This window comes from Nocardiopsis ganjiahuensis DSM 45031, assembly GCF_000341085.1.
In the GTDB taxonomy this organism is placed as follows: domain Bacteria; phylum Actinomycetota; class Actinomycetes; order Streptosporangiales; family Streptosporangiaceae; genus Nocardiopsis; species Nocardiopsis ganjiahuensis.
In genome coordinates, this window is record NZ_ANBA01000009.1 from 277,007 (window position 1) to 290,511 (window position 13,505).

Consider the following 13,505-nt stretch of genomic DNA (forward strand, 5'->3'; position numbering starts at 1 on the left):
CAGGTACCCGGCCGCCCGCAGAGACGCGAGGAGCGCGGGTCCATCCCCGCGTGCGCGGGGAGCAGTCGCCTACGTCACCGACCAGCGTGTCTGTGAGGGGTCCATCCCCGCGTGCGCGGGGAGCAGTGGGAGTCCTTGCGGGCCTGCGCCCGCGCCTCGGGTCCATCCCCGCGTGCGCGGGGAGCAGGGCCACCGTCCAGGACTGGCTGCTTCGGGTGCGGGTCCATCCCCGCGTGCGCGGGGAGCAGACTCCGCGTGCAGCGTCGGGGCCCGCCTCCGGGGGTCCATCCCCGCGTGCGCGGGGAGCAGCGGACCAGCGCGGCCGAGACTTCCTCAGCCCGGGGTCCATCCCCGCGTGCGCGGGGAGCAGGCGTTCCTGTCGGCGTACTGGCCTGCCATCCCGGGTCCATCCCCGCGTGCGCGGGGAGCAGTGACGATCTCCCGAAGACCGGACCCGGGCGACGGGTCCATCCCCGCGTGCGCGGGGAGCAGGTTCGGGGCGCGCCACCCGTCGAGCCGGGCCTGGGTCCATCCCCGCGTGCGCGGGGAGCAGGTTCGGGGCGCGCCACCCGTCGAGCCGGGCCTGGGTCCATCCCCGCGTGCGCGGGGAGCAGGCCGGCCAACGGCACGTGCACGCGCCGTTCGGGGGTCCATCCCCGCGTGCGCGGGGAGCAGCACACGGGCGTCCCGGGCCAGGTTCCGGGACTGGGTCCATCCCCGCGTGCGCGGGGAGCAGCAACCGGTCCCGGATCAGCTCCCACCGGTCCGGGGTCCATCCCCGCGTGCGCGGGGAGCAGTCGACATCCAACGTCGCGACCAACTCGCCCACGGGTCCATCCCCGCGTGCGCGGGGAGCAGTTGACTACGTTGGATACGGTGCTTTTCGCCGAGGGTCCATCCCCGCGTGCGCGGGGAGCAGGCAGCCGCCACCAGCCCCACGACCAGGTACACGGGTCCATCCCCGCGTGCGCGGGGAGCAGCAGACGTCCACCCACGGCTGGCTCAGAGACCCGGGTCCATCCCCGCGTGCGCGGGGAGCAGCTGCTGCTCTTCTCGCTGCTGCTTTTGGGCTTGGGTCCATCCCCGCGTGCGCGGGGAGCAGACCACCACCCCCGGTGGAGAGATCGCCTGGGAGGGTCCATCCCCGCGTGCGCGGGGAGCAGTGCCCGCAAGCTGGGGACTCTCAGCGCTGAGCGGGGTCCATCCCCGCGTGCGCGGGGAGCAGCGGCCGTCCAGGACCAGCAGGGCGTCCCGCAGGGGTCCATCCCCGCGTGCGCGGGGAGCAGCAAGCGCTGCATGGAGACCGGTGTGTGGCCCGGGGTCCATCCCCGCGTGCGCGGGGAGCAGGAAGACGAGTTCTACGTCTACGCCGACGCCCGGGGTCCATCCCCGCGTGCGCGGGGAGCAGCTGTGTGATGACTCGGCCCGCTCGGTTGCTCTGGGTCCATCCCCGCGTGCGCGGGGAGCAGAGTGGTTGGTGATCCAGCACGCGGACAACCTCGGGTCCATCCCCGCGTGCGCGGGGAGCAGAGCAGTGCAGGGGGACGCGGGTGATTTACGCGGGGTCCATCCCCGCGTGCGCGGGGAGCAGAGGCCCCTATGCCGGAGTTGGACGGCGCGTCGGGGTCCATCCCCGCGTGCGCGGGGAGCAGCGAGGGCGGCTAGGACAGCGGCCGTCCCCGCGAGGTCCATCCCCGCGTGCGCGGGGAGCAGTGCCTGCTCGGCACCGAGGTCCTGGCCGTCGAGGGTCCATCCCCGCGTGCGCGGGGAGCAGCCGGAGATGAGGGCGGCCTGCCAGATGTAGGCGGGTCCATCCCCGCGTGCGCGGGGAGCAGGGTGTCATGCCGTGCCGGTCCTTCTCGGCCGTGGGTCCATCCCCGCGTGCGCGGGGAGCAGTCTTCGCGAAGCTTCGCGAAGTACAAGCGATGGGGTCCATCCCCGCGTGCGCGGGGAGCAGCAGGTCAGACCGACCGGTCGAAAACGGCCAAGGGGTCCATCCCCGCGTGCGCGGGGAGCAGTCCAACGTCATCAACCCCTATGCCGGGCGGATGGGTCCATCCCCGCGTGCGCGGGGAGCAGTTGCGGTCAAGGACGGTGAAGTCGTAGGCGAGGGGTCCATCCCCGCGTGCGCGGGGAGCAGCTTCCGCGGCATCGACGACCTGTACAACGCCATGGTCCATCCCCGCGTGCGCGGGGAGCAGCCAACACCCCCCGCCTTCCGCTCCACACCAACGGGTCCATCCCCGCGTGCGCGGGGAGCAGAGCTCCTCGCACAGGCGACGGTAGACCTTCGCGGGTCCATCCCCGCGTGCGCGGGGAGCAGGAGAACAGCGGCTTCGACCAGACCACGGCCAGGGGTCCATCCCCGCGTGCGCGGGGAGCAGGCCCTGAGTCGAGCCAGAGCGTCGCCCTGGACGGGTCCATCCCCGCGTGCGCGGGGAGCAGCAGCTCTGGGTCAGCGCTGACCCCATCCGGCCGGGTCCATCCCCGCGTGCGCGGGGAGCAGCAGTCGGGGCACGTCGTGGCGTCGTCGGGGATGGGTCCATCCCCGCGTGCGCGGGGAGCAGCCCCACCGAGGGCGCCCAGTGACCGCCATGACGGGTCCATCCCCGCGTGCGCGGGGAGCAGGCATGGGCGGAGGTCGCGCGCGGGCTGGCGCTGGGTCCATCCCCGCGTGCGCGGGGAGCAGACTTTTTGACCTGGCAACTTACCAGTGGCAAGCAGCGATTTTTCCAACTTCTCGAAAGTTGGACATTAGACACATGCAACCCATAGGCACCATATCGCTCACCGCTTTCCAAACCTGCGCCGTTTGGAAGCCTTGCTCCAACCGGTCTTGGCAACACTCGAGCGCCTGCTGGCGGGCTTCTTGGGACGATGCATCAGAACCAATCCTTCGTGGTCCTTCGGTTCCCAGTCGTGCTCGAAGGTCTCGAAGGCGAATCCCTGCTCTGAATCGTTTCCGTACACCAGCAGGGCGCGACCGTTGTTCGCGTACTCCTGGACCTCGGCCCACAACGCCTCCCTGACCCTTCGGGAGGGGTTCCCGATGAAAACCCCCGTCGAGATCTCCATCAGCCAGCGGCTGAGAAATCCCCTCAGCCCCTTGGGGCACTTGGCAAGCACGATGACGGTCACCACACCACCTCGTCCGGGTGGTGCCGTCCAGCCTCCAGCAACTGGTCTCCGTCACCGACCAGGCCGACCTTGTCCTCTTCCGTTCCCTCTTCGGCCCCCTCGCCGAGAAGCAGTTTCCGGACGTCCCCCACACACCGCTCGAGCAGACCCTCGGTGTTGATCCGGTCCCGGAGCAATCTGCGGGTCACACCGTCGACATCCTCGTCGCCCTGAGCGGCCGCGTCGAAGGCCACCGGGATGCCGATCTCCACTTTGTACAGATCCGCGATGTCCATGACAAACCCCCGGTCATGTCCCGAGTGCACGAAGCCCAACCCCGGACTGCACCCCAGGGCGACCGTCACCGTGTGCGCCACCCCGTAAAGGCACTGCGCCGCGGAGGTGATGCCCTTGTTCGGCGCGTCAGACATGTCGTGCTGGCCGGGTATGTATTTCCGCCCGTGCCAGGGCACCCCGGTCCGTTCGGACTCGTCCCGGTAACTAGCTTTGACCCGGGCGCTCTCCTTGCCCAGAAGCTGCTGTCGGCTGAACCGCTCGACGTCCAGGTCCGGGAAACGCAGCTTGTACATGGTCCGGGCCACGTCCAGCCTCCGTTGCCGGTTGGCCCATGCCGTCGCCTGCGCCTCCACCATCCGGGAGGAGCTCGTCAGGCCCCGCCCCGCTGCGTAGAAGCGGACCCCGTGCTCGCCCACCCAGACGACGCTGGCACCACACTCCCCCAGGACTTTCATCGCGGCCTGGGTCACGGTCGTCCCCGGGCCCAGGAGAAGCGTGCCGATGGTCGCTCCGGGGATGTACCGGGTCCCGTCACCGTCCTCGGCAGTGATGGCGTTGTCCTCCCGGTGCACCACGCACCGTTCCAGGTAGACGAACGACACCCGATCCTTCATCCGGGTCAGCTCCCGCGGCGACAGGGTCCGTCTCCTACCGACCGTCGTCATCACCCGCTCACCGGAGCCAGGGTCATCAGCCCGCAGCCGTACGCCTTCGCCCGGCCGATCCCCGCGCTCAGGGCCCGGCGCAGCGCCTCGGGGTCAGTGACGGTCAACCTCCCGTCGAAGGTCGCGGTGACCACCGGAACCCGCATCCGTTTTCCCTTCCGCTCGGGTCGGGGATCGGGCTTGTCGAAGCCGGCGCTGTTGCGGTCGTGCACCAGCAGCTCGTAGCCGTCGACCTCCGGCAGGGCCGGGTCCGGATCCTTGGCACGCACCACCTCGAACCCGCACTGCTCCTGCTTCTTCAACAGCCACCCCGCCTGGTGGCGCGGGGTGACGTGCGCGGTCGGTTTGGTGTCCTCACCGTCCTTGTGCCGGATGCTGTGCACGGGGTTAGCCGTCAGCCGGAACGCCCAGGTCTGCCCCGCCTCGAGCCTGGAAAGGAAACCGCCGTACTCGTGGGTCTGCCATCCCGAACCCGCTTCGGCGTGGGGCCAACCCGCCTGCTCGACCAGGTGGGTCAGTTCGGGCCGGTCGGGACTGACGACGTACAGGAACACTTCCGCCCTGGCGTTGCGGTCCACCCGCCACAGCACCCGGGCCTGTCCCGGGCCGCCGCCGGGGTCTGCGGGCAACAGGTCGGGGAACCCGCCCATCACGGCCGCGTGCATGGCCTGCGGGGAGGACAGCAGCTTCCGGGCTCCGGGCCGGTGGGTGTTGAAACGGAATCGGGTGAGGTGCATCAGTGGCCTCCCAGCGCGGACAGGGGCTCGTGGTCGGGCGCCGTCTTCACGCGGCGCGGGAAGGGGTTGGGCACGGTGACCGAACCGGACCGCACCGCGCGCAGGCCGTAGCGGCGGTGACGCGGATCGAAGCTGATCGGGAGATCGCGCAGGGAGTCGGCCCTGCCGTCCCCGGGGTCGGCGTCCACCAGCGTGCCCAGTTCGATCTCCGGCCCCTGGCGGCGCCCGACACGACGCTGGTACCAGGCCGAGGCCTGCCACGGCTGGTCGCGCAGGACGTCCTCGACCGGGCTCGCGACCGGCTCACCCAGGTCGAGGGGGCGGGACGGCGGGCAGGAACGCCTGCCCAGGTAAGGCAGGTAGACGGGGCCGCGCACCGCCTCGTACAGCTCCCGGACCAGCTCGGGGTCACCCTCCACCGCGGCGACGAACACCGCGTCGGACAGGTAGAAGCGCTCGGAGACCGGCATGGAAGTACCGGTGACCAGGTGGTGGGCGGTCTGGTAGTCGCGCACCCGTGTTCCCGGCTGATCCGCGCGCACCCCGTAGCGGAGCGCCGCCAGGTCGGACAGGTCGGCGGTGCGGTCCCGGCCCAGGGCCGCGGCGAGCAACCCGACCACTCCGCTCTTGGTGGGGGCGTTCTCGGTGCCCCGGCGGGCGAACCGGGAGGCCGAACCCCACGCCTGGAGGGGGCCCGCCAGAACCAGGGGCAGGGCGAGTGTGGCGGACCCGCTCATGCCTGCGGCGCCTGACGCCGGGCGACGGCCGCGCCGACCTGCTCGACCAGTTCGGGCAGGGTGACGTCGGCGCCGAGCCCGGAGAGCTTGGCGGTGCGCTCCCCCACCCGGACCACCCAGGTGTCGACGTCGTCGGCGGCCCCGAAGGCCCGCTCCACCTGCGGCACGTACTCGGCGAGCCGTGCGCTGGCCTGGGCGACGTGCCCGGCCTCGGCCTCGACCGGCTCCTCGAAGGCCCCGACGAAACTGATCGGGCGCGAGTTCCGCAGCTTGACGATGACCGCGTCGGGCAGGGTGTGGTTGCCGAAGGTGTTGATCTTGCCGGTGGGCAGCGACTCCACGAACCCGCGCACGAACGCCTCCACGGCACGACGCAGCGGTTCGGTGACGGGCTCGTCCTCGCGCAGCCCCTCCCCCAGGTTCTTGCGCAGCAGGTCCACGTCCACGGCCGCGTAACGGTAGAGGGTGGCGCTGTTGAACTCGACGGTGCCGATCATGCCCGCCCCGGTCTCGTCCTCGGGATTGCGGTCGTCGACCGCCGTGTAGTAGTCCGACTCGTTCTCCACCGCGTGCACGCTGAGGGCGTGTGCCACCTGCGCGGCGGCGTCGACGTTGATGTCGGCCCCGTCGGCGACCATGCGGCCGAACAGGGCGATGTCGACGGAGTGGCGGGTGTCCGCGATGGACTTGGCGCGCGCCTTGTTGTCCTTGTCCTTGAGGAAGGCCTTGATGTCCTCGCGGCCCTCCACGGCGAGCTCGGCGAGCCCGTCGCGCTGGCGGGCACTGAGGAACATGAGGTAGGCGGACTCGGGCGCGGGAGCGGGATCGCCGTTCTTCTTGGCGGCGTCGGCCTTGCGCTTGGGCGGCTCGATCTTGGAGCCGGTCGCCGTCTGCACCGTCTCGGCGGCGAGGGCGAGCGCCTCGGCCTCCTCGATGGAGGCGTCCAGCTTCCGGATGCTCGCCGCGATGAGCTCGGCGACGCGCTTGGTACGGGTGCCCAGGTCCTGGGGGTCGACCAGGGCGTCGAAGGCCAGGCGGGTGGCGCGCTTCCAGGCCTGGCTGGAGACCCGGGAGCGACGGGCGCCGCCGTAGACGGCGGTCTTGGGGGCGCCGGTGTCGTCGCGGTTGAGGTTGCTGGGCGGCACGGTCTGCAGCACGTGCACGTCGAGAATGGTGCGGCTCATGGGGAGTGTCCTCGTCTGGTCGGTGCGGTTCAGTGTTCGATGCGGTGCTGCGGGTGCGGGGTGGTTCGGCGGGCCCAAGGGCCCCGGATGCGCCCGGTGACGGCGGGATGCGCAGCGGTGGGGCGCGTCCGTCCGGGGCGCGTGTTCACTCGGGACGCGCGTTGGCCTGGGACGCGTTCGGACCCGAGGGCCTACTCGACGGGCTCGGTGCCGTCCTCCTCCCGGCCCTTGTCCGGGTCCTGTTCCCGTTCGGTTCTGCTGGGCCGGTACGCCTGGAAGCCGCGCCCCCAGGAGCGGCGCACCCGCTCGGCGCCGGCCCGGGTCCTGGCGTCGTAGAGCTGGTCGGCGAGGAGCCCGTAGTCCAGCGGGATGTCGTCGGCGCGCAGGAGGGTGACGATGGCGCGCAGACGGTCGATGCGGGTGGCAGGGCTGTTCGCCGTCTGGGCCTGCACGAAGCGTTTGCGCAGGGGTTCGTCGATGTCGCCGGAGGGCATGAGGCGGCGGACCGCCGCGCCGAGTTCGTGTCCGCGCCGGTGCATGCCCTTCTCACGTTTGGACTGCTGGTGGAGCGCGTAGAGGGTGAGGGCCTCGTGCACGGCGGCCTCGGCGTCGCCGATCCGGGGGTGGTCGAGGGGGAAGTGCTCGTAGAAGTCGGGGTGGGTGGTGAGGCCGACCAGCTCCGGCGCCTCTTCGATGGTCTTGCCCGCGCCCCGGCGCAGTTTGGCCAGGGTGGCCACGGACTCCGAGAGGTCCTTGAGGTATCCGGTCTGGAGCTGGCGGACCCGCTCGTCCACCGCCGTCCCGACGTCCCCGAGCTCGTGGATGAACCGGGTGGGGCTCGTTGTGGTCACGTGGATTCCTCCGTGGTGTGGTCGGAGACGGTCAGGGGGAGGCTCGCGCGCAGAGCTCTGCGGAAGCGCAGGTCGGCGCTGGAGGTGTTGAGCCAGAACGCGCCGCTCTTCGTCTGCAGGACGCGCCCCTCCCAGGAGGCCTCGCTGGCGGACTCGATGAGTTCGTCGCCCAGCCGCGCGACGGTGGCACGCACGGTGAGCTGCCATTCCCGGCGCTGTTCGGTCGGGTAGCGGGGATCGTCCAGGGGGTCCTCCGCTCCGTCGGCGGTCCCGGCGGCGGGCACCAGTTCGCTCAGCCAATTGCGGAAGGGGGCGTCGAGGTCGCCGAAGGCGCGGTCGCGGGCGGTGGCGCGCGGCCCGTCGCTCTCGGCCCCGGCGGCCTGGGCCAGGCCGGTGGCCAGGTCGCCCAGGGCGGTGACGGCGTCCTCGGCGTCGGTGACCGCGTCGACGGCCTCCCGGGCCAGTTCGCGGTTGCGTTCGTGCAGCAGGACCACGGGCATGGCGACCGCGTCGTCGACGATCTCGTCGATGACGGACTGCTGGGTGCCGTAGACCGCTCCGACCAGCCGGGCCCGCAGGAGGTACCCGCGGGGCAGGTAGCCGTCCACGGTGAGACGGGCGATCCATTCCAGGACGCGGGGGCGCACCTTCTCGGCCGCTTCCTGGCGCTGGTCGGCGCCCCGCACCTTCCCGGTGACGAGGGCGCCCAGGCCGCGCCAGGCGGCGCGGGTCGGGTCGTGCTCCCGGGGCAGGTAGACGGTGGTCTCGCGGAGCTTCTTCTCCTGGGCGGGGCTGCGCCGCCAGGCGGACATGGGTTCGCGCGGATGCATGTTGCGGGGGGTGAGCGGGTCGCCGTAGGCGAGCAGGACGCCGTGCACCCCCTCGGTGTCGTGGTGCAGGCGCAGGCGGCGGCTCTGCCAGGTGTAGAGGTCACGCAGCCCGTGGGGCCGGGAGGCCGCCTCTACGGGTTCCAGGGGTGCGGCGGTGGTGGGCGGGTGGGCCCAGGCGGGGCGGTCCCGGCCGGGTTCGGTGGCGGTCTCGAGGTTGGGGGTGTCGAAGGCGATGAGGTTGAGCAGGAGGGTCTGGCACAGGTCGTCGCCCTCCGCGTACACCCCGCCGAGGTTGCCCGCCCAGCCGACGCCCTGGGGGTAGCCCTTACCGCCCTTCACCCGGGGGTCGCCCTCGGCCCCGGACTTGATGCCCGAGGGGTCGTAGGCGTGAGCGTGCACCACCCAGCGGGCGGCCTCGGCGTGTCCGAGGCGCCGCGCTCCGTGGGCGCGCATGGTGAAGAACCGGGCCCCGTTGGGCACGTCGGCGACCATCCTGTCCAGCGCCGAGTACTCGCCCTTGCCGGTGTGCAGGTCCGCGACCTGGAGGAAGGGAATGCGCGGATGCAGGAGGTCGAAGCGCTCGCGGTGGGTGTCCAGGTAGGCGCGCAGCTCTTCCAGGGGCAGGCCCTCTTCCCACAGGTCTCCCCAGTCCTCGATCTCCTGGGGGCCGTCGAGCGCGTCGTGCAGGACGGCCAGGAGCAGGCGCAGGAGCGCGAAGTCCTGGGTGGGCACGTCGCCGACCAGGCGGCGCACGTCCGCGGCCTGCTCGAAGACCTCGGTCAGGGACAGTTCGGCTTCGGTGCCGTCATTGCGCAGCACCGGGACCCAGGGACTGCGGGTGAGGTCGAAGGTGGGCGTGGCCGTGTGGTCGGACCCGGGCACGGGTTCGGATGCGGGTCCGGGGGCCGCGGGCCCGGGTGTGTGCTCGGTCGGGGGTGCGGTGGTGGACGCAGATCCGGATGGGGGTGTCTCACTCGGCACGGGTGACCTCCAGGCCGTCGGATTCGGTGTAGTGGAGCCGGTGTCCGGCCAGCTCGGCCCGGTCGTCCTCGTCCAGGAACAGGACCAGTTCCCCGGCGATCCAGTGGGCCTCCTTGGTCTGCCAGGCATCGACCAGGTCGGATTCCAGCTCGGCGATGGTGCGTTCGATCATCTGGCCGGTGAGGGTGAACTGGTAGGGCAGGCGGAGCCCGCTGGCCGCGAGGGCGCGGGCGGCCTCGGGCGCGGGAACGGACTCAGTGGGCAGCGGCAACCCGCCGCGCTGCCCGCTCAGCCACGGGACGGTGGTGGCGGTGCCGTCGGCGCAGCGGCGGGCGACCAGCACCTCCAGGCTCTCGCCGGTGTCGCGGACCTGTGCCTTTCCGCTCTGGCTGTCGTCGGCCTCACCGATCCCTGCATCCACCCAGCCGATGATCGCCCTGCCGTCGCGGGCCGCCGGGTCGAGGAGGAAGGTGCGGGCGCGGGTGGCCTTGTCGGCCTGTTCGGCCTCCTGGGTGATGCGGGCCCTGTCCAGGGCCTGGGTCCAACCGGCCGGTGCGGTGCCGGCGTGGTCTCCGGCGTCGCGGTAGGCGGCCTGGACGAGCGGACTGATGTGTTCGGGCAGCCGAAGGGTGCGGGCACTGTCGGTCTGCGCTTCGAGGTGCGGGCGGAGCACGGCGAGGGCCCGCAGGAGCGGGTACTCGCCGTAGACGGTGCGCGAGCCGCGCACCGGCCGGGGCGGGGTCTCGGTCCAGTCCACTCCGGTGATCAGGCAGCGAGCCGTGCGCAGGCGCGGCGGGCGCTGACCCTGCCCCTCTCCCCTGGGGTGGCGGTGCAGTCGGCCCATGCGCTGCAGGACCAGGTCGAGCGGGGCGAGGTCGGTGACGAGCAGGTCGAAGTCCACGTCCAGGGACTGCTCCACGACCTGGCTGGCCACCACGATGTGCCGGGCGGGGCGGGTCCCGCCGGATTCGGCGACCTTGGCCGGCGGGCCGTACTCGCGCAGGAGCTGTTCGTCCCGGGCAGCGCGGTCCAGGTCCAGGAAGCGTGAGTGGGCGACGGTCACCGAGGCGTCGCCGAAGTGGTCGCGCAGGTGCGCGGCGGTCTCGTGGACCCGGGCGACGGTGTTGCGGATGACGAGGGCACAGCCGCCATCTGCCAGTTCCCGCTCCAGGCGGTCGGTGAGGGTTCCGGGGTCGTCGTCCAGGGGTTCCACCAGAACGTCCGTGGCCCGACCGGAAGCGGCGGGGGTGTACAGGCGCGGTACGGTGCCGGGTTCGGCGGTGGTGATCAGCGGGTAGGCGTCGGCCCGGCCGACCTCCGCGTACCCCTGCTCGTCGCCCGTGCGGGGTGAGGCCCCCGTGTACGCCTGGGCGAGTTCGCGCCTGCGCCGGGCCGGAAGTGTCGCGGAGAGCACGATGACGGGCACGCCGTACCTGCCGAGCCAGGCCAGGGCGCGGTCGAGGTAGGTGTTCATGTAGGTGTCGTAGGCGTGCGCCTCGTCGATCACGACGACCTTTCCCGCTAGGGCGAGGTGGCGCAGGGTCAGGTGTTTGCTCTTGAGGCCGGTGAAGAGGAGCTGGTCGACGGTGCCGACGGAGAAGGAGGAGAGCATGCCCTTCTTGCGGCCGCGCAGCCAGCGGTGGGCGACCAGTGCCGCGGCGCCGGGTGTGCCCTCGGAGTCCCGGTCGGTGTCCGTGGCCAGGCGGGGGCCGCCCCCGAGGTAGCGGGAGAACTCCTTGTTCAGGTGGGCCTTGGAGTGCGCGAGGAAGATGGAGGCTGCTTCCCGGGGCATGCCGGGGAGGCGGTCCAGCCAGTGGGTGAAACGGGCGAACATCGCGTTGCTGGTGGCCATGGTGGGCAGGGCGACGAAACAACCGCCCGCACAGGTTTCGGCGGCGAGGATCTCGGCGGCGGTCAGGGCGGCCTCGGTCTTGCCCTCGCCCATGGGCGCTTCGATGATCATCAGGCCAGGCCCGCTCATGTTCCGGGCGGCTTCGACCGCCTGTTCCTGGACCGGCCGCGGTAGGGCTCCGTCAGGCAGGTCGAACCGTTCGGCGAAGAGTTCGGCCGCGGTACCCCGGGGTTGCTGAGGGCTCCACTGGTGTGGGAGGCCGAGGAGGCGCCAGGCCTGCTCCGAGCGTTCGGGATCCGTGCTGCGTTCGCCTGGGAAGTAGGGAAAGTAGTCGGGGTTGCTGGCGATCCAGTCGGCGGTGATGACCAGGGCGGTGAGCAGGACCTGGGCGGTCTGCGGGAGTTTGACGGTGCGCCAGTGCGCGAGCCGGGCGGCGGCCCCGGTGGCGTGGGCGGCGGTGTCCAGGAGTTCGGTCTGGACCTGCTGCCAGGCGGGGGCGCTGCCACGGGTGCGCAGGAGGGCCGGGTGGTCGTCCAGGTCCGTGATGGCGGAGTTGGTCGGCGGGATGCCGTGGTGGCCACCGGCGACGACCGTGAACTGGTGGGTGTCGCGGAGCCGCCAGCCGTGCTGTTCGACCAGCCAGTCCCGGAGGAGGAGTTGGCCCGCGAGGCCGTGCGGGGCGAGGCGGCGATCGGCCATCTGCTTCTGCAGGGGCATGTCGAGGCCGTGCGCGCGCATGTCGTCCGCGAGGTGCTCGACCTGGCAGGCGAAGGCGGGGGTGGCCTTGCCGATGTCGTGGGTGGCGGCCGACCAGAGGGCGAGCAGGCGGGCGTCCGCCTCACCTTCGGGGAGGGCCGAGGCGATGAGGGAGCGGACCTGCCCGGGAAGCCACTCGTCCCAGAGCTTGGCCGCGACGAAGGCGCTGTCGGCCATGTGGCGGTAGAGCGGAAGCCAGCCGTCGGAGTCGAAGTCGTGCTTGGCCCACACGCTGCGAGCGGCCTCGGAGAGGGGGTCCCTCCAGGGCTGGGAAGGGGGGTGGGGGGTCATGGTGCCCATCTAAAAGGCCACCGCCGACACTCCGAGCCAAGAACCGAACTTTCCCGCCGTCCCGATGTGGCCAATGTGTACTCGCCGGTTCGTCAGCAAAAGCGACATACCTGTGGTACGGGGTTCCAGGTTGTGGGAGTGGTGGGGCTCTGATCAGCAGGGGCGCACGGGAGGGAAGAAGGATATTGACCCCGCATGCGCAAGGAGTGGTCGAGGTAGTCGATGGCGTTGTACGCATGCGGGGGCCATCCCCGCGTGCGCGGGGAGCATGTACCGCTCGTAGCCGATGTGGGGCCATCCCTGCGTTTAGCAGGGAAGGGTGCAGGAGCGGTCACAACACGTTATCGTATCCACATCCGAGAAAAATATCGAACACATCAGCTACAAGAGATGAACAAGCCAACATCTCTCAAGGAGCTACATGACCCCCCAGGCCGCCCCTCCCACCCCTGCAAGGGACCGCATCCCCTTGCGAACCGCCTTCATCCTTGCACTCTCCCTCTTCGTCTTCGTCCTGGTTTGCGGCCTCTGCTGGGCAGCAGGAGAATCTCCTGCAGCAGCAGCCGCTTCCGGAGTGATGCCCTCATCCATCGCTTTTCTTGTCTTCGATAGGCTGATCAGCTAACAGTTCAAGGCTTCTGCTGAACCAGCTTCCGGCCCTGCGTTCATCTCAGCAGGATCATCCTCACGTGCGCGAGGAGTATCTGCGCGCCAAAACGGACGAGTACACCCGCTGGGGTCTATCCCCGCGTGCGCGGGGAGCAGGCTCCGTACCGTTCGATCTTGGTGTGGATCCCGGGTCCATCCCCGCGTGCGCGGGGAGCAGCCGTTCGGGGTGGGCGGGTAGGGCTCGAACCCGGGTCCATCCCCGCGTGCGCGGGGAGCAGGACCATGACGCGACACGTGCCGCGTACCTGTGGGGTCCATCCCCGCGTGCGCGGGGAGCAGTCGACCTTGAACCAGGCCATCAGGGAGTGTTCCGGGTCCATCCCCGCGTGCGCGGGGAGCAGCGGGGGGTGGCTGCGCTGGTCATGGCGGGTGCGGGTCCATCCCCGCGTGCGCGGGGAGCAGTTCTCCGAGATCCAGTAGGCAACCTCCTGGTAGAGTCCATCCCCGCGTGCGCGGGGAGCAGGTGCTCTGCCCAGGTGTCCCAGGTGCCGGGGCGGGTCCATCCCCGCGTGCGCGGGGAGCAGCGGGTGAGGGCTTG

The 13,505-nt window shown here is 71.2% G+C and carries 8 protein-coding genes and 2 CRISPR repeat arrays (2 of these 10 running past the window's edge); all 8 genes read right to left on the reverse strand.

What is annotated here, in order from left to right; all coding sequences use genetic code 11:
* Positions 1–2,689: a CRISPR direct-repeat array (repeat unit 29 nt; unit sequence GGGTCCATCCCCGCGTGCGCGGGGAGCAG); it begins 1,186 nt to the left of the window's first position.
* Positions 2,690–2,787: 98 nt separating this feature from the next.
* The gene (cas2e, locus tag D458_RS0112410; protein ID WP_026119235.1) at positions 2,788–3,138 is read right to left on the reverse strand and encodes a type I-E CRISPR-associated endoribonuclease Cas2e; all 351 of its coding nucleotides are present in this window, start codon (positions 3,136–3,138) and stop codon (positions 2,788–2,790) included.
* On the reverse strand, positions 3,135–4,079 hold the full coding sequence (gene cas1e, locus D458_RS0112415) for a type I-E CRISPR-associated endonuclease Cas1e (RefSeq protein ID WP_017587076.1): 945 nt from the start codon (positions 4,077–4,079) through the stop codon (positions 3,135–3,137). Before cas1e ends, cas2e begins: the two co-directional genes overlap by 4 nt.
* A complete protein-coding gene (gene cas6e, locus D458_RS0112420) occupies positions 4,079–4,816 on the reverse strand; it encodes a type I-E CRISPR-associated protein Cas6/Cse3/CasE (protein WP_017587077.1) in 738 nt (245 codons plus the stop codon). The genes cas1e and cas6e overlap by 1 nt, the downstream gene beginning before the upstream one ends.
* Complete coding sequence (gene cas5e / locus D458_RS0112425) at positions 4,816–5,553, reverse strand: type I-E CRISPR-associated protein Cas5/CasD (protein WP_017587078.1); 738 nt, start codon at positions 5,551–5,553, stop codon at positions 4,816–4,818. Before cas5e ends, cas6e begins: the two co-directional genes overlap by 1 nt.
* Positions 5,550–6,737 (reverse strand): type I-E CRISPR-associated protein Cas7/Cse4/CasC, encoded by a 1,188-nt coding sequence (cas7e, locus tag D458_RS0112430; protein ID WP_017587079.1) that lies wholly within the window; start codon positions 6,735–6,737, stop codon positions 5,550–5,552. Before cas7e ends, cas5e begins: the two co-directional genes overlap by 4 nt.
* A 191-nt stretch (positions 6,738–6,928) precedes the next feature.
* Positions 6,929–7,588, reverse strand: a complete 660-nt coding sequence (gene casB / locus D458_RS0112435; protein ID WP_017587080.1) for a type I-E CRISPR-associated protein Cse2/CasB — start codon at positions 7,586–7,588, stop codon at positions 6,929–6,931.
* Positions 7,585–9,300 (reverse strand): type I-E CRISPR-associated protein Cse1/CasA, encoded by a 1,716-nt coding sequence (gene casA / locus D458_RS0112440; protein WP_017587081.1) that lies wholly within the window; start codon positions 9,298–9,300, stop codon positions 7,585–7,587. The genes casB and casA overlap by 4 nt, the downstream gene beginning before the upstream one ends.
* Positions 9,301–9,388: 88 nt before the next feature.
* A complete protein-coding gene (locus D458_RS0112445) occupies positions 9,389–12,307 on the reverse strand; it encodes a CRISPR-associated helicase/endonuclease Cas3 (RefSeq protein ID WP_017587082.1) in 2,919 nt (972 codons plus the stop codon).
* Between the two features lie 727 nt (positions 12,308–13,034).
* Positions 13,035–13,505: a CRISPR direct-repeat array (repeat unit 29 nt; unit sequence GGGTCCATCCCCGCGTGCGCGGGGAGCAG); it runs 108 nt beyond the window's last position.

Coding starts and splice junctions, on each gene's coding strand:
- cas6e (WP_017587077.1), bottom strand. CDS start 4,816: ATGCACCTCACCCGATTCCGTTTCAACACCCACCGGCCCGGAGCCCGG.
- D458_RS0112445 (WP_017587082.1), bottom strand. CDS start 12,307: ATGGGCACCATGACCCCCCACCCCCCTTCCCAGCCCTGGAGGGACCCC.
- cas7e (WP_017587079.1), bottom strand. CDS start 6,737: ATGAGCCGCACCATTCTCGACGTGCACGTGCTGCAGACCGTGCCGCCC.
- cas1e (WP_017587076.1), bottom strand. CDS start 4,079: ATGACGACGGTCGGTAGGAGACGGACCCTGTCGCCGCGGGAGCTGACC.
- cas5e (WP_017587078.1), bottom strand. CDS start 5,553: ATGAGCGGGTCCGCCACACTCGCCCTGCCCCTGGTTCTGGCGGGCCCC.